The organism is Nonomuraea sp. NPDC048882, assembly GCF_040649755.1.
Classification (GTDB): Bacteria; Actinomycetota; Actinomycetes; order Streptosporangiales; family Streptosporangiaceae; genus Nonomuraea; species Nonomuraea maheshkhaliensis.
On the sequence record NZ_JBEZGB010000010.1, the window covers coordinates 158,748 to 185,596 of the forward strand.

At 70.4% G+C, this 26,849-nt stretch carries 25 protein-coding genes; 17 read left to right on the plus strand and 8 right to left on the minus strand.

Features of this window, described 5'->3' with window-relative positions:
• The first annotated feature begins 4 nt into the window (after window positions 1-4).
• From htpX to AB0C27_RS32770, 5 genes are all read left to right on the plus strand, one after another.
• Window positions 5-907: a zinc metalloprotease HtpX gene (gene htpX / locus AB0C27_RS32750; RefSeq protein WP_346114990.1), complete on the plus strand. Its 903-nt coding sequence runs from the start codon at window positions 5-7 to the stop codon at window positions 905-907.
• Between the two features lie 7 nt (window positions 908-914).
• Window positions 915-1,475 (plus strand): hypothetical protein, encoded by a 561-nt coding sequence (locus tag AB0C27_RS32755; protein ID WP_357851840.1) that lies wholly within the window; start codon window positions 915-917, stop codon window positions 1,473-1,475.
• 155 nt (window positions 1,476-1,630) lie between these two features.
• A complete protein-coding gene (locus AB0C27_RS32760) occupies window positions 1,631-3,328 on the plus strand; it encodes an alpha/beta fold hydrolase (RefSeq protein WP_357851843.1) in 1,698 nt (565 codons plus the stop codon).
• A 94-nt stretch (window positions 3,329-3,422) separates the two neighbouring features.
• Window positions 3,423-5,636, plus strand: coding sequence for a protein kinase (locus AB0C27_RS32765; RefSeq protein WP_357851846.1), 2,214 nt, complete (start codon window positions 3,423-3,425; stop codon window positions 5,634-5,636).
• A gap of 54 nt (window positions 5,637-5,690) precedes the next feature.
• Complete coding sequence (locus tag AB0C27_RS32770; protein WP_357851849.1) at window positions 5,691-6,296, plus strand: SIMPL domain-containing protein; 606 nt, start codon at window positions 5,691-5,693, stop codon at window positions 6,294-6,296.
• 139 nt (window positions 6,297-6,435) lie between these two features.
• Here AB0C27_RS32770 and nadA read toward each other — a convergent pair whose 3' ends face one another.
• Window positions 6,436-7,587: a quinolinate synthase NadA gene (gene nadA, locus AB0C27_RS32775; protein WP_357851852.1), complete on the minus strand. Its 1,152-nt coding sequence runs from the start codon at window positions 7,585-7,587 to the stop codon at window positions 6,436-6,438.
• Window positions 7,588-7,750: 163 nt separating this feature from the next.
• On the opposite strand from nadA, the gene erpA reads away from it, so the two are divergent.
• Together erpA and AB0C27_RS32785 are read left to right on the plus strand one after the other, a co-directional pair.
• Window positions 7,751-8,104, plus strand: a complete 354-nt coding sequence (erpA, locus tag AB0C27_RS32780) for an iron-sulfur cluster insertion protein ErpA (RefSeq protein WP_106242686.1) — start codon at window positions 7,751-7,753, stop codon at window positions 8,102-8,104.
• 107 nt (window positions 8,105-8,211) lie between these two features.
• Window positions 8,212-9,198, plus strand: a complete 987-nt coding sequence (locus AB0C27_RS32785; protein ID WP_357851856.1) for a carbohydrate kinase family protein — start codon at window positions 8,212-8,214, stop codon at window positions 9,196-9,198.
• Window positions 9,199-9,253: 55 nt separating this feature from the next.
• On the opposite strand, the gene AB0C27_RS32790 is transcribed toward AB0C27_RS32785, so the two are convergent.
• From AB0C27_RS32790 to AB0C27_RS32800, 3 genes are all read right to left on the minus strand, one after another.
• A complete protein-coding gene (locus tag AB0C27_RS32790; protein WP_357851859.1) occupies window positions 9,254-9,688 on the minus strand; it encodes a CBS domain-containing protein in 435 nt (144 codons plus the stop codon).
• 78 nt (window positions 9,689-9,766) lie between these two features.
• Window positions 9,767-10,012, minus strand: coding sequence for a sulfurtransferase TusA family protein (locus AB0C27_RS32795; protein WP_043638353.1), 246 nt, complete (start codon window positions 10,010-10,012; stop codon window positions 9,767-9,769).
• The gene (locus tag AB0C27_RS32800; RefSeq protein WP_357851862.1) at window positions 10,009-11,142 is read right to left on the minus strand and encodes a cysteine desulfurase family protein; all 1,134 of its coding nucleotides are present in this window, start codon (window positions 11,140-11,142) and stop codon (window positions 10,009-10,011) included. Before AB0C27_RS32800 ends, AB0C27_RS32795 begins: the two co-directional genes overlap by 4 nt.
• Window positions 11,143-11,473: 331 nt before the next feature.
• On the opposite strand from AB0C27_RS32800, the gene AB0C27_RS32805 reads away from it, so the two are divergent.
• The 4 genes from AB0C27_RS32805 to AB0C27_RS32820 all read left to right on the plus strand — a co-directional run bounded on the left by AB0C27_RS32805 (window position 11,474) and on the right by AB0C27_RS32820 (window position 15,573).
• Window positions 11,474-12,136 carry a cytochrome c oxidase subunit II gene (locus AB0C27_RS32805; protein ID WP_357851865.1) on the plus strand — a complete coding sequence of 221 codons (663 nt, stop codon included), beginning with the start codon at window positions 11,474-11,476 and terminating at the stop codon, window positions 12,134-12,136.
• 71 nt (window positions 12,137-12,207) lie between these two features.
• Window positions 12,208-13,797 (plus strand): cytochrome c oxidase subunit I, encoded by a 1,590-nt coding sequence (ctaD, locus tag AB0C27_RS32810; RefSeq protein WP_357852483.1) that lies wholly within the window; start codon window positions 12,208-12,210, stop codon window positions 13,795-13,797.
• A complete protein-coding gene (locus AB0C27_RS32815) occupies window positions 13,797-14,210 on the plus strand; it encodes a cytochrome c oxidase subunit 4 (RefSeq protein ID WP_357851868.1) in 414 nt (137 codons plus the stop codon). The genes ctaD and AB0C27_RS32815 overlap by 1 nt, the downstream gene beginning before the upstream one ends.
• A gap of 181 nt (window positions 14,211-14,391) precedes the next feature.
• On the plus strand, window positions 14,392-15,573 hold the full coding sequence (locus tag AB0C27_RS32820) for an Ig-like domain-containing protein (RefSeq protein ID WP_357851871.1): 1,182 nt from the start codon (window positions 14,392-14,394) through the stop codon (window positions 15,571-15,573).
• Between the two features lie 134 nt (window positions 15,574-15,707).
• On the opposite strand, the gene trpD is transcribed toward AB0C27_RS32820, so the two are convergent.
• Together trpD and AB0C27_RS32830 are read right to left on the minus strand one after the other, a co-directional pair.
• The gene (trpD, locus tag AB0C27_RS32825; RefSeq protein ID WP_357851874.1) at window positions 15,708-16,754 is read right to left on the minus strand and encodes an anthranilate phosphoribosyltransferase; all 1,047 of its coding nucleotides are present in this window, start codon (window positions 16,752-16,754) and stop codon (window positions 15,708-15,710) included.
• Window positions 16,755-16,760: 6 nt separating this feature from the next.
• Complete coding sequence (locus tag AB0C27_RS32830; protein WP_357851877.1) at window positions 16,761-17,186, minus strand: hypothetical protein; 426 nt, start codon at window positions 17,184-17,186, stop codon at window positions 16,761-16,763.
• 178 nt (window positions 17,187-17,364) lie between these two features.
• Here AB0C27_RS32830 and AB0C27_RS32835 point away from each other — a divergent pair, with 178 nt between their 5' ends.
• The 4 genes from AB0C27_RS32835 to AB0C27_RS32850 are packed head-to-tail and all read left to right on the plus strand — an operon-like array spanning window position 17,365 to window position 21,660.
• Window positions 17,365-18,018 carry a heme-copper oxidase subunit III gene (locus AB0C27_RS32835; RefSeq protein WP_346113166.1) on the plus strand — a complete coding sequence of 218 codons (654 nt, stop codon included), beginning with the start codon at window positions 17,365-17,367 and terminating at the stop codon, window positions 18,016-18,018.
• 14 nt (window positions 18,019-18,032) lie between these two features.
• Window positions 18,033-18,842 (plus strand): c-type cytochrome, encoded by an 810-nt coding sequence (locus tag AB0C27_RS32840; RefSeq protein WP_357851880.1) that lies wholly within the window; start codon window positions 18,033-18,035, stop codon window positions 18,840-18,842.
• Window positions 18,839-19,954, plus strand: a complete 1,116-nt coding sequence (locus AB0C27_RS32845) for a Rieske 2Fe-2S domain-containing protein (protein ID WP_357851882.1) — start codon at window positions 18,839-18,841, stop codon at window positions 19,952-19,954. The genes AB0C27_RS32840 and AB0C27_RS32845 overlap by 4 nt, the downstream gene beginning before the upstream one ends.
• Window positions 19,951-21,660 carry a ubiquinol-cytochrome c reductase cytochrome b subunit gene (locus tag AB0C27_RS32850; protein ID WP_357851885.1) on the plus strand — a complete coding sequence of 570 codons (1,710 nt, stop codon included), beginning with the start codon at window positions 19,951-19,953 and terminating at the stop codon, window positions 21,658-21,660. Before AB0C27_RS32845 ends, AB0C27_RS32850 begins: the two co-directional genes overlap by 4 nt.
• A gap of 97 nt (window positions 21,661-21,757) precedes the next feature.
• Here AB0C27_RS32850 and AB0C27_RS32855 read toward each other — a convergent pair whose 3' ends face one another.
• A complete protein-coding gene (locus AB0C27_RS32855) occupies window positions 21,758-22,045 on the minus strand; it encodes an Lrp/AsnC ligand binding domain-containing protein (protein ID WP_106242714.1) in 288 nt (95 codons plus the stop codon).
• 17 nt (window positions 22,046-22,062) lie between these two features.
• Window positions 22,063-23,787 (minus strand): DEDD exonuclease domain-containing protein, encoded by a 1,725-nt coding sequence (locus AB0C27_RS32860; protein ID WP_357851888.1) that lies wholly within the window; start codon window positions 23,785-23,787, stop codon window positions 22,063-22,065.
• 75 nt (window positions 23,788-23,862) lie between these two features.
• Between AB0C27_RS32860 and AB0C27_RS32865 the strand changes: the two genes are divergently transcribed.
• Window positions 23,863-25,365, plus strand: a complete 1,503-nt coding sequence (locus tag AB0C27_RS32865; protein ID WP_357851891.1) for a serine/threonine-protein kinase — start codon at window positions 23,863-23,865, stop codon at window positions 25,363-25,365.
• Window positions 25,355-26,800 carry a serine/threonine-protein kinase gene (locus tag AB0C27_RS32870; protein WP_357851894.1) on the plus strand — a complete coding sequence of 482 codons (1,446 nt, stop codon included), beginning with the start codon at window positions 25,355-25,357 and terminating at the stop codon, window positions 26,798-26,800. Before AB0C27_RS32865 ends, AB0C27_RS32870 begins: the two co-directional genes overlap by 11 nt.
• Window positions 26,801-26,849 lie beyond the last annotated feature (49 nt).

Here is a 26,849-nt window from a genome sequence, read left to right on the forward strand (position 1 = left end):
GACCGTGAGCACGCGGTTCGCGTCCGATCGCGGCCTGACCAGCCGCATGGTCGTGACGATGTTCCTGCTCGGCCTGCTCTACGTGGTGTTCGTCGGCGTCCTGATCGCTCTCGGTGTCCAGGCGCTGACCGTGCTGGTGCTGGCGGGCGGCCTGCTGCTGGTGCAGTACTTCCTGTCCGACCGCATCGCCCTGTTCGCGATGCACGGGCGGGAGGTCTCTCCGCAGGAGGCCCCTGAGCTGCACGGCCTGATCGACCGGTTGTGCGCCATGGCCGACATGCCCAAGCCTCGGGTGGCGATCGCGGATTCCGACGTCCCCAACGCGTTCGCCACCGGCCGCAACCAGAAGAAGGCCGTCGTCTGCGTGACAACGGGCATCCTGCGCCGCCTGGACCCGCGGGAGCTGGAGGGCGTGATCGCCCACGAGCTGTCCCATGTGGCCCACCGTGACGTGGCCGTCATGACGATCGCCTCGTTCCTCGGGATCGTGGCGGGCCTCATGACCCGCTTCGCGCTCTACACGGGGCTCGGCGGCCGCCGAGCGGGCAACGGCCAGGGCGGCGTGCCCATCGGGCTGGTGATCCTGCTGGTGTCGGTCATCGTGTACGCCGTCAGCTTCCTGCTCACCCGGGCCCTGTCGCGCTACCGCGAACTGGCCGCCGACCGGGCCGGCGCCCTGCTCACGCAGCGCCCATCGGCCCTGGCCAGCGCGCTGACCAAGGTGAGCGGCGAGATGGCCAGGATTCCCACCAGGGATCTGCGCGAGGCGGAGCCGTTCAACGCCTTCTACTTCGCGCCCGCCCTGGCCAAGGGCGAGACGCTGGCGAGCCTGTTCTCCACGCACCCGCCGCTGGAGCGCCGGCTGGAGCAGCTGGCGAACATCTCGCGGCAACTCGGAAGGGGCTGAACACCTCATGGGCTGGCTCGACTCGCTCCTCGGCCGGTCGAAGCCGGTCAAGCCCAACCTCGACGCGTTGTTCGCGCTGCCGTCGGCGGCCGTGACGCTGCAGGCCGCGACCGGGCTCGTCCCCACCGGTTCCGGCTCCGTGGCGTTCAGGGCCGCCGAGGGCGGCGCGTTCGCCACGCTCGAACGCGACGTCAAGGCGCTGCTCGGCGAGCGGGTCGAGGAGTCCGACGACGGCTACGGCTACACCTGGCTCCTGGTACGCCGCTCACCCGACGCCCTCAGCGACCTGGTCACCGAGTTGCACGCGGTGAACTCGTCGCTGGAGGAGGCCGGGTTCGGGCCTTCGCTGCTGTGCTCGCTGGTGTCGTTCGCCCGTCCTGACGGCGGTGGGCGGCTGGCCGTGGTGTACCTGTACAAACGCGGCACCTTCTACCCGTTCGCCCCCACCTCCGGACAGAAACGCGACAACGCGCTCGAACTGCAGGCCAGGGGAGCGCTGGAGGGCGAGCTGCCGCTGGAGAAGGACCTCAGCCGCTGGTTCCCCGTCTGGGGCGCTCCCGGGCTCTGAGCGCCCGCCTTCCGCGAGCGGCCCTGACCCGTTTCACGCGGGGCTCGGCTCGCGGCGGGCCCCGTGCGCTCCGTGCCGAGCTTTGCCGGGTTCCGCGCGGGGCTCTGGGTGGGGCTCTTATGTGCGACGATCGCCCACGGTGATCTAATCATTACGTGGAGCGAAGGTTGTTCGTGTTCGCCGCGTCCGCGTTCATCGTGGCGGCGGTACTCGGCAGCGCCTGGATGACCGGGCAGTTCACCACCCCCGCCGTGGACAGGACCGACGGTTACGTCGGCGAGCTGGCCGCACGTGACCAGCCGTGGACGCGTCTGTTCCGGGTCAGCGACGTGCTGGCGGGGCTGGCGTGCCTGCTCGGCGTGACGCTCGTGCCGAGGGTGGCGCGCGAATGGCCCGGCTGGCTGGCGTTGGCCGCGTTCGGGCTGCTCACGGTCGTGACCGGGCTGTTCCCGCTGGACTGTGCCACGGTGAGCGACCCGCTCTGCGGCCATCAGGGGACCTCGTCCGGCCATCTGATCCACCTCGTGGCGGGCGCACTGAGCACGGTGGCCGTGGTGGCCGCGATGGCGCTGCTCGGCGCGAGCTGGCGGTCGTGGGTGTCGTGGCTGTTCACCTGGCTCACCCTGGCCGCGACCGTGCTCACCGTGGCCGGGCTGGCCGGCGGGCGCGGCGCCGGGCTCGCACACCGGGCCCAGCTCGCCGTGATCGCCTTCTGGCTCGTGTACGTGGCCCTCCGCCTGCTCGTCTCCGACGACCGGGAAGAGAACGAAGCACTGACCCTTGCCATGAGAATCGCCCCCGGCCGCATGGGCGGAGTAGGCGGCGCCCGCGTCCGCCCGGACGGCGCCGCAGGCGCTGGAGAAGCGACCGGTGCGGTGGACGGGGCCGATGCGGGACACCCGATGGAGACGGGTGCCGGGGGGCTCGCAGGTGCGGCGGAAGCGTGGCATGGAGCCGGCGCTGCGGGTGCGGGTAGCGGGGTGGGTTCGGGTGGGGTGGTGGCTGGGGGTGGGAGGCAGCATGTCGTCGTGCAGGGGGACGGGCCTGCGGTGTTGATCGCGGCGGGGGCGGCGGGGGCCTGGTTTCACTGGGACGTGGTGGCTGGTCTGCTTGCTGCCGCCGGTCGTCGGGTGATTCGGTTCGATCGTCCCGGGCTTGGGCTCAGTCCGCCCTCGCCCGTGCCGCCGACCCTGTACGCCGAGGTCGCCCGGCTGGCCGCGCTGGCCCCGGCCCACCCCCAGCAGGTCACCGTCATCGCCCACGGTGTCGCCTGCTGGCACGCGGAGGCGTTCGCCCGGCTGCACCCGCTGTGCCTGGCCCGGCTTGTCCTGGTGGATCCGGTCCGCGTCGGCGAACGGCCTGCGCCGGCGGCGGCCACCAGGACGGTGGGGCGCTGGCTGCCCGCGCTCGGCGAGACCTGGGGCGCGACCGTCCTGGCCCGGCTGACAGGCCCGCCCGCGCACCGGCTGCTCACCGGGCTGCCCGACCCGTCGGGGATCTACCGCACCGGCACGGCGGTCTCCGCGATGGCGGGGGAGTGGCTGGCTCGTGGCGACATGGCCGCCGACCTGCGCAGGCTCCGGGCCGAGAAGCCGTTCCCGGGGGTGCCGGTCGTCGTGATCAGTGCGGGCGACCGGGACGGCTGCAGGGAGCGGCTGGCGGACGAGCTCGGGGGCGAGCACGTACGCGTACCAGGGCCTGGACGGCGTATTCACCTCCACCACCCGCACACTGCCGCCGACGCGGCCCTGTCTCCCGTTCACGTTCGGCGAGATGTGTCGTCCCAGGTGCCCGAGGCCGGCGAGGGGTCGCCTCGGGAGTCCACATCCAATGACGGGGGGAGCGGGCCCTGAGCCGGTCGGCGGAGGCGGCGTTGCTCGAACGGGTGACGGATATGCGGGCCACCCACCAGAATGGCGGGAAAAGAGGCCATTTGTGGGGGTGCCAATGCCTGACCTGGCGGGTCTGCGGCCAGGCGATCCCGCGACGGTGGGCGCGTACGGCCTGTCGGGCCGGCTCGGCGAGGGCGGGCAGGGCATCGTCTACCTCGCCACGGCACCGGACGGCACGAAGGTGGCGCTCAAGCTGCTGCGCGCCGACCTGGCGGGCGACGCCGAGGCGTCGGAGCGGTTCGTCCGCGAGGTGGCGATGGCGCGGCGGGTGGCGCCGTTCTGCACGGCGCAGGTCGTCGAGACCGGCCTGTACGGCGGGCGCCCGTACATCGTCAGCGAGTACATCGACGGCCCCACCCTCGCCGACGTCGTACGCGAGCAGGGCCCCCGCACCGGCACCTCCCTGCACCGGCTCGCCATCGGCACCATCACCGCGCTGGTCGCCATCCACCAGGCAGGCATCGTGCACCGCGACTTCAAGCCGTCGAACGTGCTCCTGGCCTCCGACGGCCCCCGCGTGATCGACTTCGGCATCGCCAAGGCGCTCGACCTCAGCTCGACCCTCACCGTGGCCGTGATCGGCACGCCGTCGTACATGGCGCCTGAGCAGCTCACCCAGTCGAACCCGGGGCCGAGATCGGACATGTTCGCGTGGGCGTGCACGCTGCTGTACGCCGCCTCGGGGCAGCCGCCGTTCGGGCAGGACAGCGTGCCCGCGGTGGTCAACCGGATCCTGCACACCGAGGCCGACACCGGCTCGATCGCGGATCCCGCCCTGCGCGCGCTCGTCACGGAGTGCCTGGCCAAGGACCCCGCCGGACGTCCGTCGGCGAGCGACGCCCTCATGCGCCTCCTCGGCCACGCCCCCGCCCCCAGGGCGGCCTCCGGCGGACACTTACCCGGCGCCCAGGGGTCCGGGCTGCTCCAACAGGGCAGCGCGGCGGCCGGCCCGCACACGCCGCCGGCCGGCCCGCAGACGGCAGGCGGCCCATATACGGCGGCAGGTCCGCAGGCGGCAGGCGGTTCACAGGCGGTAGGCGGCGCATACACGACGGCAGGCCCGCAGGTGGCAGGTGGCCCGTACACAGCGGCCGGTTCGCACGTGCCGGGCCCTCCGCCGCGCCCGGGCCCGCCCCAGTCAGGCGCCGCGCAGCCACTGCCGCGTCCCGGTCCGCCCACGTGGCCGACCCGGCGCCGGCGTACCGGATGGGTGGTCACGGCGGCTGTAGCGGGGGCGCTCACCCTGGTCACGGCCACCGCGCTGGTCGCCGTCCGGCTCTCCGAGGGTTCCGGCGGCGGCGGCGCGACGCCCACGTCATCGGCCGCCCAGGTCGTCACCTCCGCCCCCGCCACCCCGCCCACGACAGGCCCCGCCACGACGCGCCCCGCCACCCGTTCGATCTCCCTGCCCGGTACGTCGGTGCGGGTCGAGGAGCACGCCGGCGACCCCATCGAACTCGTCTCCTACACCCTCGACAGCGGCAAGCGCCTCTACGTCAGGCAGCCCGCCACCGGCACATTCGCCGCCGACAGCCGCTACTTCGAGTACGCCCTCGACCCCAGGACCGGCCGCGCGCTCGCCACCGACGCCGACTACACCACCGACGGCTTCGCCACCGTCTCGATCGTCGATCACGCCACCGGCGGCAAACGCCTGGTCAGGCTCAGCCCCAGGCCGGTCTTCCCCACCACGCCGCGCTGGTCGCCCGACGGCAGGTACGGCCTGGTCACCCTCTTCAAGGGCACGCAGGACGACACGGTCGAGTACGGCTACGGCATCATCGACGTCACCTATGAGAAGGGCCGCGTGTTCGAGATCAAGGAGCAGGGCGCGGGCAAGTGGCGCTTCTTCTGGGACGCCGGCGGCCAGGCGGTGGGCACGTGGGTGGGCGACCGGATGACGTTCTACGACCTCAACGGCAGGCTCCTGCGCACGCTGACGAACGTGGGCGCGCCGGTGTGGGTGGAGGGCGACGACGTCTCGCCGACCGGCACCCGCTTCCTGGCCCACTGCACGAGGGACGCCACCACGCTGTGCGCCCGCTCCACCTCCGGCGGCGACACGGACGCGGTGACGATCCCGTTCGCCGCCGTCCGCCTCATCGGCTGGTGGGACGACGAGCACCTGGCCGTGTGGCGGACCAAGGGCGGGGGGTACGAGGCGGTCGTCATCGACCTGAAGGGCCAGGTGTCGCGGGTGCTGGCGACGGCGGCGGAGAAGGCCGAGTTCGACAAGATGGGATTCCGCTTCGCCCGCGTGCCCGCGTAGATCCCGGGGGCGTCCTAAGATCGGGGTGGAACCCATGCGAAGGGGCTGGGCCTCGTGGACATCACCGTGATCGGCCAGGGCTCGGTCCTGGCCGCGCCCGACATCCTGCGCCTGCACGCGGGCGTCGAGGTGCGCAGGACCTCCGCCGCCGAGGCGTTCGCCGCCGTGCGGGCCGCCGCCGCCCGGCTGGCCGAGGCGCTCAGACGCGAGGGCATCGCCGCCGACGACGTGACCACGGTGGAGCTGTCGCTGGGGCCCGAATACGCCAACTACCCGGAGGTGGCCGCGTACCGGGCGGTTCAGGGCGTCGAGGTCGTCGTCCGCGACCTGAGCAGGGCCGATCACGTCATCGACACCGTGGCGGGCGTGGGGGAGGAGGCCAGGCTCAACGGCGTGGCCTTTGAACGCTCCGACCCGGCCGCGGCGCTGGCCGAGGCGCGGGTACGGGCGTTCAGGGACGCCGCGGCCAAGGCGGCGCAGTACGCCGAGCTGGCCGGGCGCCCGATGGGGCGGGTGACGGAGGTGAGCGAGGACTTCACCGCGCCGCCGCGGCCGATGGCACGCATGGCCGCGAACTTCGCGGCCGACTCGGAAGCCTCGATCAGCCCGGGCCGCCAGTCGCTCACCGTCACGGTACGCCTCGGCTACGACTTCGCCTGACCTGAACGGAATTGAGCTCAGCCGGCCCGCGCCACGCCAGGGTCCGCAGCGGGCCAGGCCAGGGCCGCGACACCGCCCTGGCCCGGCGCCTCACCGTGCCCTGGAGCCGGGCCCTGGAGCCGCGCCCTGGAGCCGCGCCCTACGGAAGGGCCAGCATGCGGTCCAGGGCGACCTTGGCCCAGTGGGTGGTGTCCGCGTCCACCGTGATCTGGTTGACGACCTCGCCCAGCACCAGCGACTCCAGCGCCCACACCAGATGCGGCAGGTCGATCCGGTTCATGGTGGAGCAGTAGCACACGGTCCGGTCCAGGAACGAGATGTCCTTGTCGGGGAACGTCTGCGCCAGCCGCTTGACCAGGTTGAGCTCCGTGCCGATGGCCCAGCTCGAACCCGACGGCGCCGCCTCCAGCGTCTTGATGATGTGCTCGGTCGAGCCCACGTGGTCGGCCTTCAGCACCACCTCGTGCCGGCACTCGGGGTGCACGAGCACGTTGACGCCGGGGATGCGGGCGCGTACGTCGTCCACCGACTCGGCGGTGAAGCGGCCGTGCACCGAGCAGTGGCCCCGCCACAGGATCATCCTGGCCCGCTCAAGCTGCTCCCTGGTCAGGCCGCCGTTAGGGCGGTGCGGGTTCCACACCACGCAGTCCTCCAGGGACATGCCCATCTCCAGCACCGCGGTGTTGCGGCCGAGGTGCTGGTCGGGCAGGAACAGCACCTTCTCCCCCCGCGAGAACGCCCAGTCGAGCGCGCGGCGGGCGTTGGAGGAGGTGCACACGGCGCCGCCGTTCCTGCCGCAGAACGCCTTGATGTCGGCGCTGGAGTTCATGTACGTGACCGGCACCACCTGATCGGCCAGCCCGGCGTCCTCCAGCGCCTCCCAGCACTCCTCGACCTGGTCGAACGTGGCCATGTCCGCCATCGAGCAACCGGCCGCCAGGTCGGGCAGGACCACCTTCTGGCCCGCGCCCGTCAGGATGTCGGCCGACTCGGCCATGAAGTGCACGCCGCAGAAGACGATGAACTCGGCCTCGGGCCGCGCCGCCGCCTGCTGGGCCAGCTTGAACGAGTCACCCGTCACGTCGGCGAACTGGATGACCTCGTCACGCTGGTAGTGATGGCCGAGCACGAACAGGCGCTCGCCGAGCGCCTCCTTGGCCTTGCGGGCCCGTTCGACCAGGCCGGGGTCGGAGGCCGGCGGCAGCTCGCCGGGACAGTCGACCCCCTTCTCGCTGTGCGGATCGGCACCCTGGCCGAGTACGAAGAGCGGCAGTCCAGTCTGGGTGGCCATGGCCGTACCCCCTTATCGTCGTTCTGACGATACCCATCATGGCACACGGAGAGATGTGGTCATTCTCGGGGAGGGGGCCCCGGGAATGTGTGGCATCGCCCAGGTGTTGGTAGCGTCATTAGCAGGACGTCGAAAACAGACAGCCGGGTTAGGGAGTCAGCAGATGACGGTTGAGAGCAGCGAGACCACGGCACAGGGCCTGATCCTGACTGACGCGGCCGCCGCCAAGGTCAAGAACCTGCTCGAACAGCAGGGCGAGGAAGGTCTGCAGCTGCGGGTCGCCGTGCAGCCAGGAGGTTGCTCCGGCCTGCGCTACCAGCTCTTCTTCGACGACCGTTCGATGGACGGTGACGTCGTGTCGGACTTCGGTGGCGTCAGCGTGGTCACCGACCGGATGAGCGCCCCCTACCTGATGGGCGCCTCGATCGACTTCGTCGACACGATCGAGAAGCAGGGCTTCACGATCGACAACCCCAACGCCACGGGCTCGTGCGCCTGTGGCGACTCGTTCAACTAGAACGGGTCGCCCACGGCCCGCAGGTCCCGCTCGCCTTTGTGCGTGCGGGACCTTCGCGTATCCTCGTGGGGCTCATTGGCCTGCTGACAACGAGGAAGAAGAATCCCGTGCGCATCGCCGTAACCGGCTCCATCGCGACAGATCACCTGATGACCTTCCCTGGGAGCTTCGGCGACCAGCTCATCGCCGAGCAACTCGATCGGGTGTCGCTCTCTTTCCTGGTCGATGACCTCCAGATCCGCCGTGGCGGCTGCGCCGCGAACATCGCGTTCGGAATGGCCTGTCTCGGCCTCAAGCCGATCCTCGTGGGGGCCGTCGGCAACGACTTCGCCGACTACCGCTCGTGGCTGGAGCGCCATGGCGTCGAGTGCGGCTCCGTGCACGTCTCGGAGACCCAGCACACCGCCCGCTTCCTGTGCACCACGGACGAGAACCACAACCAGATCGCCTCGTTCTACACCGGCGCCATGGCCGAGGCGCGGCTCATCGAGCTGCAGCCCGTGGCCGACCGCCTGGGCGGCCTCGACCTGGTCCTGATCAGCCCCAACGACCCCGACGCCATGCTGCGTCACTCCGACGAGTGCCGCCAGCGCGGCATCCCGTTCGCCGCCGACATCTCCCAGCAGCTGGCCCGCATGGAGGACGAGCAGATCCGCCAGCTCGTCGACGGCGCCGCCTACCTGTTCGGCAACGACTACGAGAAGGGGCTCATCGAGCAGAAGACCGGCTGGTCCCACGAGGAGATCCTCGGCCGGGTCGGCGTCCGGATCACCACGCTCGGCCCCAAGGGCGCCGTCATCGACCGCCAGGGCGAGCCGTCCATCCAGGTCGCCCCCGCCCCCGAGCGGGGCAAGGCCGACCCCACCGGCGTCGGCGACGCCTTCCGCGCGGGGTTCCTGGCCGGCGTGGCCTGGGGCCTGCCGCTGGAGCGGTGCGGGCAGATCGGCAACCTGACCGCCACCCACGTGCTGGAGCGCGTGGGCGGGCAGGAGTACGAGCTCGGGCAGAAGGCATTCCTGGAGCGGTTCTCCGCCGCGTACGGCGCGGAGGCCGCGGCGGAGATCGCCCCCCACGTCCGCTGCTACCACCCCTGAGCCGGAGAACGTGAGACGGGCCGCCCCACGTGCGTGGGACGGCCCGGACGGCGTTTCAGCGCATGGCGTAGACGCGGTGCACGAACTCGGCCAGCTCGCCGTCGGGCAGGTGCCTGGCCAGGTCCGCCTCGGTGATCATGCCGACGATGCGGCCGTTCTCCATCACCGGCAGGCGCTTGATCCGGTGCTCCTCCATGCGGGCCAGCGCCTCCTGCACGGTCGCGTCCGACGGCACCCAGACCAGCCCGACGGCCAGCTCGCCCGCCGTCACGCTGGACGGGTCGTGACCGGCCGCGACACACTTCAGCACGATGTCGCGGTCGGTGATGATGCCGGTGACGCGGTCGTCAGGACCGCAGACGGGCAGGGCGCCCACGTCCTTCTCGCGCATCATCTGCGCCGCCCGGTCCAGGGTCTCGTGTGCCGCGATGCACTCCGCGCCCGTGCTCATGATGTCGCGGGCGGTCTCGCGCGGATTTCCGCTGATCATGACTTCCCCCCGAGTTGTCGATGACTCCTCAGGGGAGGCCCTACCCGCTGTGGGGGCCTGAATCGGCCGGCGGGCCTTTCAGTAGTTGCGGCGTACGTGGATCGCCCAGCCGCCCTCCGGCAGCTCGTACGACCCCACATGCCGGTGCGACTTCAGCCTGCACCACGCCGGCACGTCCGTGTAGGCCGCGGGATCGTCGGCCAGCACGGCCACCACGGCGTTGAGCGGAACGTAGTTGATCTGCTCGGCGAGCATGATGATCGGGATGGGGCACTTCTTGCCGAGCGCGTCGATCGTCAAAGCCGGCTGGGTAACCTCGGTCATGCGACTCCTGCGTCCTGCCGGATCCGGCGCACCAGGTCGGGCAGCGCGGCGAGGAAGGCGTCGACCTCGTCCGCGCCGGTGCCCCTGGCAAGCGACACCCGGACATTGCCATGCGTCAGCACGCCCATGGCCTCAAGGACGTGCGATGGACGAAGCGTACTAGCGGTGCACGAACTTCCTGACGATACGGCGAAACCCGCCTTGTCGAGCTCGGTCAGGAGCGCCTCCCCGTCGACGTACAGGCACGAGAAGGTGACGATGTGCGGGGCCCGGCCGACGGGGTCGCCGATGACCTCCACGTCGGGGACGGTCTCCTTGACCCTGGCCCTGATCCGGTCGACGAGCGCGGAGAGCCGCGCCTGCTCCTCCTCCGCCTCGGCGCGGACCGCGCGCAGGGCGGCCGCCGCCGCGACGACGGCGGGGACGTTCTCGAAGCCCGGCACCCGCCGCCGCTCCCGCTCGTCCTCGGGCAGGAACGAGCGGAAGCGCGTGCCCTTCCGCACCGCCAGCACGCCCACCCCGGCCGGGCCGCCCCACTTGTGGGCGCTGGCCGCCAGCACCGACCAGCCGGGCGGGATCGGCATCCGGCCCGCCGTCTGCGCCGCGTCCACCAGCAGCGGAACGCCGTGCTCGCGGCAGACTTCGGCCGCCTCGGCCACCGGCTGGGTGGTGCCGACCTCGTGGTTGGCCGTCTGCAGGCAGGCCAGCGCCGTGCCGGGCGCGGCGACCGCCTCGGTGAAGCGGGCCAGGTCCACCCGCCCGCTCAGGTCGACGCCCACCGTCTCGACCGTGCCGCCCTCGCGCTCGTGCACCTGGCCCGCGTGCAGCACGCTGGAGTGCTCGACGGCGCTCGTCACCAGGTGGCGTCCGGCTCTGCGTCTTCCGTGTAGGGTGCCGAGCACGCCGAGATGCACGGCCTGCGTGCCCGACGCGGTGAACGACACCTCGTCAGGGCGCGCGCCGAGTGCCTCGGCCACCTCCGTGCGGGCCTGTTCCAGCAGCAGGTGAGCGCGGCGGGCCGCCCCGTAGAGTCTCGCCGGGTCGGCCCAGCCGGCGTCGATCGCCGCCAGCAGCGCCTCGCGCGCCTGGGGGTGGAGCGGCTCGCTGGAAGCCGCGTCGAAATACGCCACGGGATACATCGTCCCACTTCCGGCGCCATCGAGGGGTCGAGAGGTGGGGCGAGGCACCCGCACGCTAATGTGTCTGCTTGTCAGTCTGTGCTTGATGCAGAAAACAGCAATACGAGCGCCCAAGGGAGAGACTCTTGGGCTTCATCTGTGGGGTAGGCGATCCGTGAGTCCGACTCGCCGTACGACGCGGCGTTCGTTGGCCCGGCGCAGGGTGCCACGAGCCGCCGCTTTGGCGTTGCTGCTGGCCACTGCTACGGCGTGTGCTAATGACGTCCCCGAGGCCAACTGGTCTCGCGGCCTTCTTCCCGACCACATCACCGAAGAGGCCGGTGTGGTCCAGAGTCTGTGGAACGGGGCCTGGATCGCCGCACTCGCCACGGGCGCGGTCGTCATCGTGCTGATCCTGTGGGCGTCGTTCTTCCATCGCAAGCGCAGGGCCAAGGCCGAGCTGCCGCCGCAGGTGCGCTACAACCTGCCGATCGAGATGCTCTACACCCTGATCCCGCTGGTCATGGTGTCGGTGTTCTTCTTCTTCACCGCCCGCGACAGCGAGGTGCTGGCCAAGGTCGACGGCGACGCCCCCGTCAAGGTCAAGGTCGAGGCGTACCAGTGGAGCTGGCGCTTCACCACGACCGTCGACGGCAAGACGCTGGCGCCGGTCTCCGGCGTGCCGGTGAGCGACTTCCACCAGGGCCCCCAGCTCGTCCTGCCGGTGAAGAAGAAGGTCGAGTTCGACCTGTCGAGCGACGACGTGATCCACTCGTTCTGGGTGCCCGAGTTCCTGTTCAAGCGCGATGTCATCCCCGGCATCCCCGAGAACAACCCGGGCCGCAAGTTCCAGATCACGACGCTCGACCGCACCGGCGTCTTCGCCGGTCGCTGCGCTGAGCTCTGCGGCGTCGACCACAGCCGGATGCTCTTCTCGGTGAAGCTCGTGAACGAGCAGGAGTGGAGCCAGTACATCGCGACCCAGCAGGCGGGGAGTGCCCAGTGACCGCCATCCACGAACCACTGACGACAGCGCCGGTCAGGCCCATCTCCAAGGGCCAGATCCTGGCCAAGTGGATGTCCTCGACTGATCACAAGATCATCGGGCACATGTACCTGATCACGTCGTTCGCCTTCTTCCTGATCGGCGGCGTCATGGCGCTGATCATGCGGGCCGAGCTGGCGCAGCCCGGCCTGCAGCTCACCAGCAACGAGCAGTTCAACCAGCTGTTCACCATGCACGGCACGATCATGCTGCTGATGTTCGCGACGCCGCTGTTCGCCGGCTTCGCCAACGAGCTGATGCCGCTGCAGATCGGCGCCCCCGACGTGGCGTTCCCGCGCCTCAACATGGTCAGCTACTGGCTCTACCTGTTCGGCAGCCTCATCGCCGTCTCGGGCTTCTTCACCCCGGGCGGCGCGGCCTCGTTCGGCTGGTTCGCCTACACGCCGCTGTCCAACGCGATCAACTCGCCCGGCGTCGGCGGCGACCTGTGGATCATGGGCCTGGCCCTGTCCGGCCTCGGCACGATCCTCGGCGCGGTCAACTTCATCACCACGATCATCTGCATGCGCGCGCCCGGCATGACCATGTTCCGGATGCCGATCTTCACCTGGAACATCCTGCTGACCAGCATGCTCGTGCTGATGGCCTTCCCCGTGCTGGCCGCCGCCCTGCTCGCGCTGGAGGCCGACCGCAAACTGGGCACCCAGATCTTCACCTCGGAGAACGGCGGGGCGCTGCTCTGGCAGCACCTGTTCTGGTTCTTCGGCCATCCCGAGGTCTACATCATCGCGCTGCCGTTCTTCGGCATCGTCACCGAGATCCTGCCGGTCTTCAGCCGTAAGCCGATCTTCGGTTACATCAGCCTCGTGGGTGCGACGATCTCGATCGCGGGCCTGTCCATCACGGTCTGGGCGCACCACATGTTCCCGACCGGGCAGGTGCTGCTGCCGTTCTTCTCGTTCATGACGTTCCTCATCGCGGTGCCGACGGGCGTGAAGTTCTTCAACTGGATCGGCACGATGTGGCGAGGCCATCTGAGCTTCGAGTCGCCGATGCTCTTCTCGGTCGGCTTCCTCATCACGTTCCTCCTGGGCGGCCTGACGGGCGTCATCCTGGCCTCGCCGCCGCTCGACTTCCACATCAGCGACACCTACTTCGTCGTCGCCCACTTCCACTACGTGGTCTTCGGCACCGTGGTGTTCGCGATGTTCGCCGGGTTCTACTTCTGGTGGCCCAAGTTCACCGGCAAGATGCTCGACGACAAGCTCGGCAAGCTGCACTTCTGGCTGCTGTTCATCGGCTTCCACACGACGTTCCTGGTCCAGCACTGGCTGGGCATGGCCGGCTTCCCGCGGCGCTACGCCGACTACAGCCCGGCCGACGGCTTCACCGACCTCAACCTGTTGTCGTCGGTGGGCGCGTTCGTGCTGGGCGCCTCGACGCTGCCGTTCTTCTACAACGTCTGGAAGACCTGGCGCAGCGCGCCCAAGGTCACCGTGGACGACCCGTGGGGTTACGGTGGCTCGCTCGAATGGGCGACCTCCTGCCCGCCGCCGCGGCACAACTTCACCAGGCTGCCGCGCATCCGGTCCGAGCGCCCCGCGTTCGACCTGCACTACCCGCACGCGTCCGCCAAGTCCACCCAGGAGGTCGAGGGCTGATGAAGGTCCAGGGTTGGCTCTTCCTGCTGTGCGGCGTCTTCTTCGCCGGCGTCGACATCGCCTACTGGTTCTGGACCAAGGCGGCGACGGGCCAGGGTGAGCCGGTCGGCACCACGGCCATGGCCATCTCGGTCGGCTTCGCGTTCATGGTGGGCTACTACCTGATGTTCACCGCGCGGCGCATCGGCGCGCAGCCGGAGGACGACAAGCAGGCCGACATCAGTGACGGCGCGGGTGAGATCGGCTTCTTCAGCCCGAGCAGCTGGTGGCCGCTGTTCCTCTGCCTGGCGGCGGCCTTCGCCTTCGCCGGGTTCGTGATCGGCTTCTGGATGTTCCTGATCGGCGTCTTCCTGATCATCATGGCGATGATCGGATTCGTCTTCCAGTACTACCGGGGCCACTTCTCGCACTGAGCACTGAGGCACCACACCTGGAGCGGGCGTCTTCCTCTTGGAGAGGGACGCCCGCTTTTTGGTGTTCTTTACCAGTGTACGGATGTGGTGAATCAATTACTCAGGGTAATAAAGGAGGCGGATAGGTTCGATCTCGGGCGAGGGAGTACTCGTGGGGCGAGGAGCGTATGGATCGGCCGGCTTGCTGGCCTTGGCGCTGCTGGCGGCGTGCTCGGCGCAGAGCCCGGCGCAGGACCCCCAGGGGGTCGCCATGGCCGGGAAGGCGCCCGGCGCCTCTGTGGGGTTCTCTCCGGCCGACAAGACGTCTAACGTGCCCACGGACCAGCCCGTGGTCGTCTCGGTCCAGGGAGGCACGCTGAAGAGCGTGCGGGTGGACGGGGGCAAGGCGGGCCCGCTCAAGGGTGTCCTCAGCGCCGACGGCACCCGGTGGCGCAGCGTCGGCACCGCCAGGCCCGGCACCTCGTACACGGTGACCGCCGTCTCCGCCGACGCGGCGGGCAAGCAGAGCGAGAGCCGCAGCGGGTTCACCACGGTCAAGGGCGGCAAGACGTTCGACATCGCGACCATCACCCCGAACAAGGACGACACCGGGCTGACGGTCGGCGTCGGCATGCCCGTCATGATCGCCTTCGACCAGCCCGTCACCGACCGGGTGGCCGTCGAGCGCAACCTCAGCGTGCACAGCTCCAAACCGGTCGAGGGGGCCTGGCACTGGTTCGACGACCAGCACGTGGACTACCGGCCGCGGAAGTACTGGCCGGCGCACACGAAGGTGCGGGTGGAGGCCAAACTGGCCGGCGTGCGCGGCGGGCCCGGCATGTACGGCAAGCGCGACGTGAAGCTCGACTTCAAGATCGGCCGTTCGCAGATCACCAAGGGCAGCACCAACGAGCACGTGCTGATCGTCCGGCGGGACGGCAAGCGCGTCCGCACCATGCCGATGAGCGCCGGTCAGGGCGGCCAGTGGAAGTACCACACGACCTCGGGCGTGCACCTGGCCATGTCACGCGAGCCCGTGACCGTGATGACCTCGCCGGGGATCGGGCCCGGCTCGGCCGGCTACTACCGGCTGACCGTCTACAACACCGTGCGCATCTCCAACAGTGGCGAGTACGTGCACAGCGCGCCCTGGTCGGTCGGGTCGCAGGGCAACTCGAACGTCAGCCACGGCTGCGTGAACGTCAGCCCGGGCAACGCGGCGTGGTTCATCAAGAACACGCTGATCGGCGATCCGATCATCATCACGGGGACGCCGCGGAAGCTGGAGCCCACCAACGGGTGGGGGCACTGGCAGGAGACCTGGAAGCAGTGGCTCAAGTGGAGCGCGCTGAAGGACGGCCCCACCAACCTGCTCGACCGCTGACGGTGGCCCGGCCCGTGTACTACGGAAGGTAGGAGAGGGGACGGCCGGATCGGACGTCCCCGTGCCGGAGGGCAGCCCCGTCCGGGCGGCCCGTCCGGACGAACCGGTCAGGCGGGGCGCTCAGGAGGGGTGGTTCAGACGGGGCGGAAGGAGCCGCTGGCCTCGATCCAGCGGTCCAGCACGGCGGACGCGCCGCCGGAGTCGACCGCCTGCACCGCGCGGGCGTACGCGTCGATCATGGCCGAGTCGAGGTCGTCGCCGGGCCCGTCGAGCGCCACCAGGGCCGCCGCCGCGTTGAGCAGCACCGCGTCGCGCACGGGCCCCGTCTTGCCGCGCACGAGGTCGTGCACGGCCTGGGCGTTGAAGGCCACGTCGCCGCCGCGCAGCGCGCCCACGTCGGCTCGCGGGATGCCGAGCACCGCGGGGTCGAACGTGGTCTGCGTCGCCGTGCCGTCCTTGACCACCCAGACCGTCGAGGTGGCGGCGATGGTGAGCTCGTCGAGGCCGTCGTCGCCGCGGAAGACCAGGGCCGAGACCCCGCGCTCGGCGAAGACGCCCGCCAGCACCGGCAGCATGCCCGCGTCGTAGACGCCGATGGCCTGTGCCGACGGGCGGGCCGGGTTGGTGAGCGGGCCGAGGAAGTTGAAGACCGTGGGGACGCCGATCTCCTTGCGGGTCGGCCCGGCGAAGCGCAGCGCGGGGTGGTAGACCGGCGCGAAGCAGAACGCGATGCCGGCCTGGCTCGCCACCTGCGCCGTCTGCTCGGGCGTGAGGTCGAGCCTGATGCCCAGGTGTTCGAGGACGTCGGCGGCGCCGCAGGAGGACGAGGCGGCCCGGTTGCCGTGCTTGACCACGCGCGCGCCGGCGGCGGCGGCCACGATGGCGGCCATGGTGGAGACGTTGACGGTGTGGGCCCGGTCGCCGCCCGTGCCGACCACGTCGACCACGGGGCCCTCGACGCGCAGCGGCGTGGCCAGGTCGAGCATGGTGCGGGCCAGGCCGACCACCTCGGCCACGGTCTCGCCCTTGGCGCGCAGCGCGATCACGAAGCCGGCGATCTGGGAGGGCGTGGCGGCGCCGGACATGATCTCCCGCATCGCCCAGGCCGACTCGTCGGAGGTGAGGTGCTCTCCTGACAGGAGAGCGGACAGCAGGGAGGGCCAGGTCGTCCGGGAGTCCATGGGCACCTACTTAGCGTTGAGTCGGGTGGCGGAACGACGGCGCATGAGGTCGGCCACCGTGTCGGCCAGCACCATCGGCTCCAGCGGCTGCGGCACCACGGCGTCGGCCTTGGACCACTCGGCGAGCCAGCGGTCGTCACGCCTGGCGATGATCAGGCAGATGGGCGGGCAGTCGTAGACCTCGTCCTTGGCCTGGCGGGCGACGCCCATGCCGCCGGCCGGCTGCGTCTCGCCGTCGAGGACCGCCACGTCGATCTCGCCGGAGGCCAGCCACTGGTGCACCTTGGGCTCGGTGGCGCACTCCACGATCTCCACGAGCGGTACGTCGGCCGCGGGACGCCTGCCGATGGCCTGGCTCACCTCGGCCCGGGTGGCGGCGTCGTCGCTGTAGACGAGAACCTTCATCTTCTCGTCGGTGCTCCCTGTGGACATCGGTCGCGCTCACTATCAGTCGAAGAGGTAGGGTCACCTGGATCGTACCGGTGCGAAGGGGTGCGGACCCAGGCCACCATGCCTGCTGGGCGTTTTGTTCCAATTATCCCAGGTTGGTAGGCGGTTTGTACCTGCTAACGGGGGGTCGTGCGACCGACCGACCACCAGAGCCGCAATAATGCTGCCCGTGGCGACAGCATCCGCAATAACTTCGACGACGACAGCACAGTCGTACCGGAGACCGAACCTGGTCAGCGTCGGTACGATCGTCTGGCTGTCCTCTGAGCTCATGTTCTTCGCGGCGCTGTTCGCGATGTACTTCACCATCCGGTCGGTGAGCGAGGGCCGAGGCATCGAGTGGGGACCGGCGTTCCTGCAAGCCGGTGCCGACGCCTCTGAGGCAGCTCACCTGAACATCCCGTTCGCGACGGTCAACACGATCATCCTGGTTCTGTCGAGTGTGACGTGCCAGCTCGGCGTGTGGGCCGCAGAGAAGGGGCAGGTCGGCAAGCTCCGCTTCTGGTACGTCATCAGCTTCCTCATGGGCGCCGTCTTCGTCGCCGGGCAGCTGTACGAGTACATGGAGCTGGCGTCAGAGGGCGCGACCTTGTCCGCTAACGCTTACACCTCGGTGTTCTACCTGACGACGGGCTTCCACGGCCTGCACGTGACCGGTGGCCTGATCGCGTTCCTGTTCATGCTGGGACGCACGTACGCCGCGAAGCGCTTCACGCATGAGCAGGCCACCAGCGCGATCGTCGTGTCCTACTACTGGCACTTCGTCGACGTCGTCTGGATCGGTCTTTTCGCGACCATCTACATCATTCGTTAAGGAACGGGATCTCTGTGATTAGGATCACCGCTTGGCGGCGGCATCCCCTCGCGAGATACGCCGTCCTGATTTTCGCGTTGGCGCTGGTCGGGATGGTATACGCCGCCTTTGTCCAGGCGGGCAAGCCTGCCGACGCGGCATTGGCGGCGGGCAAGGTCGATGACGTGGCCGAGGGCAAGAGCCTGTTCGTGCTGCACTGCGGGAGCTGCCACGGCGCCAACGCGCAGGGCACCACCTCGGCGCCCACGCTCATCGGCGTCGGCGCCGCGGCGGTCGACTTCCAGATGAGCACCGGCCGCATGCCGGCCGGCGCCCCCGGGCCGCAGGCGCCGCGCAAGCCCCTGGCGCCCTGGGTCAACGAGACGACGACCCGCCAGATCGCGGCCTACGTGCAGTCGCTCGGCGGCGGCCCGCAGGTGCCCGGGCACGAGCAGGTCGACCCGGCGATGGGCGACGCGGGCAAGGGCGGCGAGCTGTTCCGCGCCAACTGCATCCAGTGTCACAACTGGGCCGGCGCGGGCGGTGCCCTGACGCAGGGCAAGTACGCCCCCAACCTCAACTCCTCGACCCCGACGCAGATCTACGAGGCGATGATCACCGGCCCGCAGGCCATGCCGGTCTTCAACGACACGACGATCACGCCGGAAGAGAAGCGCAGCATGATCGCGTACATCACCCAGGTCCGTGAGCAGCGCGACCCCGGAGGTTTCGGCCTCGGGCGCATCGGCCCGGTCACCGAAGGTCTCGTAGCGTTCGTAGTGGGCATCGCCGCCCTCGTACTTGCCGCCATCTGGATCACCGCGAAGAAGCGACAGAAGTCATGACAGACAACGAGCACGAGATCGAGCAGCCCGACGAGCGCGTACCCAAGCGCGTCATCGGCACCCCCGCGCCGGGCACCTCGATGCTCGGCGCCGCGGAGGCGCCCGCGGCCGTCGAGGAGGACGTCCCCGGCGTCACGCTGCAGGACGAGGCCAAGGCGCGCAAGGCCGAGAGGATCGTGGCGCTCTGCTTCACGATCACGTTCCTGGCCTCCATCGCGTTCATCGTCTCCTACGTCTACTTCCAGGTGGGCAGCCCCGAGGCGACCGGCACCTCCAACCTCGCCCTGGGCAGCTCGCTCACCATCGCGATCCTGGGCCTGGCGGTCGGCATCGTGATCTGGGTCCGCCAGATCATGCCGAAGTACTCGCTGGTCCAGGACCGCCACCCGATGGCCTCCGCCGAGGAGGACCGCGAGGTCGTCGGCGAGACGTTCCTGCGCGGGGCCAACGAGAGCGGCTTCGTCAAGCGCAAGCTGCTGCGCCGCACGCTGCTGCTGGCCGCGGCGCCGCTCGGCCTGGTCCCGCTGGTGCTCCTGCGCGACCTCGACAACAGCAAGATGCCGGGCGCGAAGTTCAACTCGATGCTGCGCCACACGGTCTGGGGTGAGAAGACCAAGGAGGGCAAGCCGCTGCGGCTCGTCGTCGAGGGCACCGGCCAGCCCATCAGGGCCGCCGACTTCAACTCGCCGGGCGGCATCCTGTCGGTCGTCCCCGAGGGCTACCAGCACGACCTCAACGCCCTGGCCAAGGCCACGCTGATCCTGATCAAGTTCCGCCCTGAGGAGATCAAGAGCGGCGTCCGGCAGAACTGGACCCACGACGGCATCGTCGCGTACTCGAAGATCTGCACCCACGTGGGCTGCCCCGCGGCCCTGTACGAGCAGAACACCCACCACATCCTCTGCCCCTGCCACCAGTCGACGTTCGACGCCGCCGACGGCGCCAAGGTCATCTTCGGCCCGGCCGCCCGGCCGCTGCCGCAGCTGCCGATCACCGTCGACGCCGAGGGCTACCTCATCGCCCAGGGCGACTTCGAGGTGCCGGTCGGACCCAGCTACTGGGAACGCGGCGACGCCGAGGCCGAGGTCAGGGAGAAGGGAGGCCAGGCATGAGCGACGAGCTGAAGGAAACGCCGAAGGCCATCGCCGGGCCGTCGAACTTCCTCGACGAGCGTCTCGGCGGGGCGAGCTTCCTCAAGCGCAACATGCGCAAGATCTTCCCCGACCACTGGTCGTTCCTGCTCGGTGAGATCGCCCTCTACTCCTTCATCATCCTGCTGCTGACCGGCACGTTCCTGACGCTCTGGTTCAAGCCCAGCATGGGTGAGGTGCCCTACGACGGCTCGTACGCGCCGCTCAAGGGCGTCATGATGTCCGAGGCCTACGCGTCGTCGCTGGAGATCAGCTTCGACGTCCGGGGTGGTCTGCTCATGCGGCAGATGCACCACTGGGCGGCCCTGCTCTTCGTGGCCGGCATGATGGTGCACGCGCTGCGCGTGTTCTTCACCGGCGCCTACCGCAAGCCGCGCGAGATCAACTGGATCATCGGCGTGCTGCTGCTGACGCTGGCGCTGGCCGAGGGCCTGACCGGCTACTCCCTGCCCGACGACCTGCTCTCCGGCGCGGGTCTGCGGATCACCGAGGGCGTGGCGATCTCGCTGCCGCTGGTCGGCACGTACATCACGTTCTTCCTGTTCGGCGGCGAATATCCGGGTGAGGATGTCGTCTCCCGGTTCTACTCGCTGCACATCCTGCTCATCCCCGGCATCATCCTGGCGCTGGTCACGGCGCACATGGTGCTCATGTGGGTGCAGAAGCACACGCAGATGCCGGGCAAGGGCCGCGACAACGCCAACGTGGTGGGCGCGCCGTTCTACCCGGCCTTCATGGCCAAGGCGGGCGCGTACTTCCTGTTCACGCTGGCGGTGGTGGCGGGCCTGGCGACCTTCACCCAGATCAACCCGATCTGGCTGTTCGGCCCCTACACGCCCGCGGACGTGTCGGCCGGCTCGCAGCCCGACTTCTACATGGGCTTCCTCGAAGGCGCGCTGCGCATCATGCCGCCGTGGGAGATCAACCTCTTCGGCACCTCCCACGCGGGCACGCTGCCGCTGAGCGTCATCATCCCGGCGCTGGTGCCGATGGGCATCATCATGACGGGCCTGGCGCTCTACCCGTTCCTCGAACGCTGGGTGACCGGCGACAACCGCGAGCACCACGTCGCCGACCGCCCCCGCAACAACCCCCACCGCACCTCGATCGGCATGTCGGCGATCACGTTCTACGGCGTGCTGTGGCTGCTGGGCGCCAACGACGAGATCGCGGCGTTCTTCCACGTCAGCCTCAACTGGACGACTTACACCGGCCGGGTGCTGATCTTCGTCGCGCCGGCGCTGGCGTACCTGATCACCTACCGCATGTGCCTCGGCCTGCAGCGCTTCGACCAGGCGATCATCTCGCACGGTGTGGAGTCCGGCGTGATCAAGCGGCTGCCGCACGGTGAGTTCATCGAGGTCCACACGCCGCCGGCGGAGGACATCGAGGCCCACATGCGCGGCAAGACGCCGGTGCTGATGCTGCCGGTGGCCGAGGACCCCTCGGGCATCCCGCCCAAGGGCATGCGCGGGCCGATCGGCAAGCTGCGCGCGATCATGTCGAAGGCGTACGGCGGGGAGAAGATCCCGCTGGACGACGGGCACGGGCACGGCGACGGACATGGCGACGGGCACGGGCACGACGAGGACGAGCACGCCGCGATCGGTTCCGGTGGCGGCTCCGGTGGCGGCTCCGGTGGCGACGACCGCAGCATCACGCACTGACACCTGACGCCACACAACCGGACGGGCCCGGACGAGATCTCTCGTCCGGGCCCGTCCGGCGTTCGTACGGTGCGCCTGGGACAGGCGCTCGGAGGGGTCAGTCGGCCTCGGGGAAGCCGATGGAGAAGGCCGCGTCGAGGTCGTGCTTGGAGTAGGCGCGGAAGGCGATGTGGGTCTCGGTGTGGAGCACCCCGGCCACCTTGTTGATCCGCCCGGGCACCACCTCGGCGATCTCCTCGTAGGCGGCGACCCTGACCATGGCCAGCAGGTCGTATTCGCCGGTGATGGAGTAGACCTCGCTGACCCCCTGGATCTCGGCGATCGTCTCGGCGACCTCCGGGATCCGGTCTACCTCTGCATTGATGTGGACGATAGCCGTGACCATGCATCAACTCTATCGTTTCACCTCAAAGGTCGCCCCTCCCGATCGCGCCGCTGATCGAGATGGCGGTAGGCCAGGTCGATGCGGGCCTTGTGCCGGGCCGCGCCCCGCGCGGGCAGGCTCCACTCGCCGTCGACCTCCACCAGGCGCACCCCCGGCGACTCCAGCCAGCGCAGGATGCACTCGGTCTCCTCGGCGCTCGCGGCGTGGACCGGCCCAGGACCCGGCAGGACGACCTCGGCGGCGGCCGTCAGCGAGGCGACGAAGGGGGTCGGGTGGGTGCCCTTCTGCATCACCCCGGCCGCCGCCAGCCGCCCGTAGCGGACCACGTGGATGTCCCAGCCGCCGCCGAACGCAGGGCTGGCGGCGACGAGCTGCGGGATGCGGGTGATGGCGCTCAGGCGCTGCATGCGGGCCGCCGTGCGGACGAACGCGGCCAGCCGGTCACGGTCGACCGACGCCTCCTCGTAACGCTGCTCCACCGACAGCCGCTCCATGCGGGCCGAGACGGCGGTGAAGACGGGGGAGGCGTCGAGCGTCATGGCCCGCCGGGCGCTCTCGACGTGGAGCGCGTATTCCTCCGGGCTCTCCCCGCCCGCGCACGGCGCCCCGCACCGGCCCATCTCGTGCAGCGCGCAGGCCGCCCTGCGGGTGCGCAGCGTCACCGGCTGGGTGCACTGGCGCAGGGGGACCGCCTCGTGCAGCGCGATCCGGGCGTCGTCGGCCAGCCGGGCGCTGGTGAAGGGACCGAGGTAGGTGGCGCCGTCGTCCTTCAGCTCGCGCACGATCGACAGGCGCGGGAACACCTCGGCCGTGAGCTTGAGCCACAGGACCTTCTCGGGGAAGCGGGAGCGGCGGTTGTAGCGCGGCTTGGCGCCGCCGATCAGCCGCAGCTCCCTGACCTCGGCCTCCAGCGCGGTGGCGCAGACGATGTGGCGCACCCGCTCGGCGATGCCGATCATCTCGCGGATGCGCGGCCGGGTCTCGCCGGCGGTGAAGTAGGAGCGCACCCGGTTGCGCAGGTTGGTGCTCTTGCCGATGTAGAGGACCTCGCCGCGCTCGTCCTCGAACATGTAGACGCCGGGCGCGTGGGGCACCGACTCGGCCAGGTGACGCTTGCGCTGCTGCTCGGGCGTCGGCGCGCGGACGAACGACTTCAGCTCCTCCAGCGTGTGCACCTGGAAGGACCCGGCCCGCTCGATCAGCCCGTGAAGCACGTCGACGGTGGCCCTGGCGTCCTCCAGGGCGCGATGGCACGGCTCGACGGGGCTGCGGAAGAACCGGGCCAGCGTGGCCAGCTTGGCGTTGGGCGTCTCGTCGCGGGTCAGCACGCGCCTGGCCAGGTCGACGGTGTCGACGACCGGATTGGCCGGCGGCGGATAGCCGAGCGCGGCACAGGCGGCCTTGACGAAGCGGGTGTCGAACCCGGCGTTGTGGGCCACCAGCGTCGCGCCGCGGATGAACTCCAGGAAGCTCGGCAGCACCGTCTCGATCTTGGGCGCGGCCATGACCATGCTGTCGGTGATGCCGGTCAGCACCGAGATGAACGGCGGTATCGGCCCCCCTGGATCGACCAGCGTGGAGAACTCTCCGAGCACCTCGCCGGCCCGCACCTTCACCGCGCCGATCTCGGTGATCGCGTCCTCGGCGGGCGAGCCGCCGGTCGTCTCGAGGTCGAACACGACGAACGTGACGTCGCTCAGCGGAGTGCCGAGCTCGTCGAGAGTGCCTTGAACCGGATCCACGAACCAAGACCATAGAGAGGTCGACCGACAGGAACGAGTCACCACCCCTCTTGGCGATTAGTTACCCTTCCCTTTATGTCCTCGGGAAGACTCGCCGGCCGCTACGCCCTGCAACGCCCGCTCGGCGCGGGCGGCATGGGGAAGGTCTGGCTCGCGAGGGATGAGATGCTCGACCGCGAGGTCGCGGTCAAGGAGCTCACCCTGCCCGAGGGCATGGCACCCAAGGACCGGTCACAATCGGTGACCAGAGCGGTGCGCGAGGCGCAGGCCACCGCGCGGCTGCGCCATCCCGGCATCGTGGCGCTGCACGACGTCGTGGTCGAGCAGGACCGGCCGTGGCTGGTCATGGAGCTGCTGCGGGGCCGCACGCTGGCCGAGACCGTACGCGAGTTCGGCCCCATGCCGCCCGCGCATGCCGCCAGGATCGGGGCCGACGTGCTGGAGGCCCTCAGCGTGGCCCACGCCCAGGGCCTGCAGCACCGCGACGTCAAGCCGGGCAACGTCTTCCTGACCGAGAGCGGCCGGGTGGTGCTCACCGACTTCGGCATCGCCAGGCAGGAGGGCCAGGCCACGCTGACCGAGCAGGGCCTGATGATCGGCTCGCCCGGGTTCATCGCGCCAGAGCGGCTGGAAGGCCATCCCGGCGGCCCGGCCAGCGACCTGTGGTCGCTCGGCGCCACCCTCTACGTCGCGCTGACCGGCGCGCCCGCCTTCGAGGGGTCGGTGGCCCAGCGCGTGCGCGACACGCTCACGCGGCCGGTGCCCGTCGTGCCTGGGCCGCTCGGCCCCCTGGTGGCCGCGATGATGGCGCCCCAGCCAGGGGCCCGTCCCGACGCGCGGGTGGCCGTACAGGCGCTCAGGCAGGTCGCCGCCGGCGGCCCGGCGCCGCAACTGCCCGCCGGCGCCGACACGACCGCGCCCACCAAGGTGCGCGGCCGCGGCAGGTTCGCGCTGTGGGCGGCCGCCGTCGTGGTGGTGCTCCTCGTGGCCGCCACCGGCGCGTTCTTCCTGCTCAGGGAGCAGGAGAGCACGCCGCCCGCGGCGTTCGACGTGCCGATGGACGTGTGCACGCTGCTCGGCGCGGCGGAGGTGGGCGGCCTGCTGCGCACCCAGAGCCCGCCCAAGGCCCAGCCCGGCTCCGACGCCGTGGGCCCCAAGTGCGGCTGGCCGGCCCAGGGCACCGGTGTGGGCGTACAGGTGCAGAAGGACTCCGACACCGTCGACCCCTGGTCGATGACCGCCGCCTCGGCCCGCGCGCTCTTCCGCAACCAGAAGCGTTACTGGGCGAAATACGATGACATCGACTGGACCTGGCCCGAGATCGGGGTGAAGAACAAGGAGCGGGCCCGGCGCACCCCGCTGCACGACATCGCCGGCCTGGGGGAGGAGGCGTTCGGCTTCGAGCTGAAGGGCTCGACCGGCCGCGTCCACTCCGCCCACGTCTACTACCGGCTGGCCAACCTCGTGGTGAGCGTCGAATACACCACCCTGGCCGACCGGCCGACCGACGAGGACGTCAAGCGCTCGGCCCTGAGAGCCGCGCAGGCGAGCGAGCGGACGTTGCGCGATGCCGGGTGACCTCTACCTGCTGGCCGGCCGTTACCGGCTGATCGAGCGGCTCGGGCAGGGCGGCGCGGGCACGGTGTGGCGGGCCATCGACGAGACCCTCGACCGGCAGGTCGCCGTCAAGCAGGTCCGGGTGCCGCAGGGCATGGGTCCGCGCGAGCGGGCCGCGTTCGCCGACCTGGCCATCCACGAGGCGAGGTCGGCCGGGCGGCTGCGTGACCCGGCCATCGTGCTCGTGCACGACGTCGTCCTCGAAGGCGACCAGCCGTGGATCATCATGGACCTGGTCACCGGCCGCTCGCTCGACAAGGTGATCAAGGAGAGCGGGCCGCTGCCGGCGCGGTTCGTCGCCCAGGTCGGGCTGCGGGTGCTGTCGGCGCTGGAGGTCGCCCACGCCCACGGCATGCTGCACCAGGACGTCAAGCCGGCCAACATCCTGCTCGACGCCGACGGCTCGGCCATGCTCACCGACTTCGGCATCGCCACGCCGATGGGCGGGCAGGGCGACCGGTTCGGCAGCGCGGGCTCGCCCGGCTACATGGCCCCGGAACGGCTCAACGAGCAGCCCTCCGGCCCGTCGTCCGACCTGTGGTCGCTGGGCGCCAGCCTCTACACGGCGGTGGAGGGGCGCGCGCCGTTCGAGCGGGAGCTGCCCGCCGCCGTCGCGGCGGCGGTGCTGCTGCACCAGCCGCCCTTCCCCGCCAGGGCGGGCCGCGACCTGGGCGGGCTGCTGATGGCCATGCTGGCCAAGGACCCGGCGGCCCGTCCCACCGCCGCCCAGGTTCGCGCGGAGCTGACCAGGCTGGCCGGCGCCGCCGGGGGCTCGGGACGCTCCCGCCGCCGCGCCACGTGGGCCGCTGTGATCGCCGCCGTCGTCGTGCTGGGCGCGGGCGGCTGGTACGCGGCCTCCGCGCTCGGCGGCCCGTCCCAGGACACCGGCCGGTACGCCGCCGCGCCCGACCCGTGCACCCTGCTCGGCGACGCCGAGGCCGCCCGGCTCATGAAGGGCGCCGTCGAACGCGCCTCCACCCGGCCAGGCGAGTGCCAGTGGCAGCTGAGCTCCGACTCCGGCAGGGGCAACCGCCTCATCGTGCGCGCCTGGGCCGAGCGGCCCACGCAGGATCTCGGCGGGCCGGAGGTGGCTCAGCGCCGCTTCACCAGCGAGCGGAGCACCAGGGCGGCGGCGGAGGGCACGTCCCTGCGGACCTCACACGGCAAGGTCAGGGAGGTCGAGGGCCTGGGGGAGGCGGCCATCATCCAGAACGCCTTCGAGTTCTACATCAACTCCACCGAAACCGGTAAATCGGACAGCGTGCTGCTTTTCCGAACGAGTAACCTGCTGGGCGAAGTGATCTGGCACCGTGAGGAAGTGACGCGGAAGGTCCCGGCGGACAAGGACACGGCGATCGCCGCCGCCCGGATCGTCTTCGCGGCACTGCCGAAGTGAGCCCCGATCCTGCAAGCACCTTGCAAGGGGCATGACTAGCATGTTCCAC

Coding starts and splice junctions, on each gene's coding strand:
- erpA (WP_106242686.1), top strand. CDS start 7,751: ATGACGGTTGAGAGCAGCGAGACCACGGCACAGGGCCTGATCCTGACT.
- ctaD (WP_357852483.1), top strand. CDS start 12,208: ATGTCCTCGACTGATCACAAGATCATCGGGCACATGTACCTGATCACG.
- AB0C27_RS32870 (WP_357851894.1), top strand. CDS start 25,355: ATGCCGGGTGACCTCTACCTGCTGGCCGGCCGTTACCGGCTGATCGAG.
- AB0C27_RS32835 (WP_346113166.1), top strand. CDS start 17,365: ATGCTGCCCGTGGCGACAGCATCCGCAATAACTTCGACGACGACAGCA.
- AB0C27_RS32790 (WP_357851859.1), bottom strand. CDS start 9,688: ATGATCAGCGGAAATCCGCGCGAGACCGCCCGCGACATCATGAGCACG.
- AB0C27_RS32755 (WP_357851840.1), top strand. CDS start 915: ATGGGCTGGCTCGACTCGCTCCTCGGCCGGTCGAAGCCGGTCAAGCCC.
- AB0C27_RS32855 (WP_106242714.1), bottom strand. CDS start 22,045: ATGGTCACGGCTATCGTCCACATCAATGCAGAGGTAGACCGGATCCCG.
- AB0C27_RS32815 (WP_357851868.1), top strand. CDS start 13,797: ATGAAGGTCCAGGGTTGGCTCTTCCTGCTGTGCGGCGTCTTCTTCGCC.
- AB0C27_RS32865 (WP_357851891.1), top strand. CDS start 23,863: ATGTCCTCGGGAAGACTCGCCGGCCGCTACGCCCTGCAACGCCCGCTC.
- AB0C27_RS32765 (WP_357851846.1), top strand. CDS start 3,423: ATGCCTGACCTGGCGGGTCTGCGGCCAGGCGATCCCGCGACGGTGGGC.
- AB0C27_RS32850 (WP_357851885.1), top strand. CDS start 19,951: ATGAGCGACGAGCTGAAGGAAACGCCGAAGGCCATCGCCGGGCCGTCG.
- nadA (WP_357851852.1), bottom strand. CDS start 7,587: ATGGCCACCCAGACTGGACTGCCGCTCTTCGTACTCGGCCAGGGTGCC.
- AB0C27_RS32845 (WP_357851882.1), top strand. CDS start 18,839: ATGACAGACAACGAGCACGAGATCGAGCAGCCCGACGAGCGCGTACCC.
- AB0C27_RS32830 (WP_357851877.1), bottom strand. CDS start 17,186: ATGTCCACAGGGAGCACCGACGAGAAGATGAAGGTTCTCGTCTACAGC.
- trpD (WP_357851874.1), bottom strand. CDS start 16,754: ATGGACTCCCGGACGACCTGGCCCTCCCTGCTGTCCGCTCTCCTGTCA.
- AB0C27_RS32795 (WP_043638353.1), bottom strand. CDS start 10,012: ATGACCGAGGTTACCCAGCCGGCTTTGACGATCGACGCGCTCGGCAAG.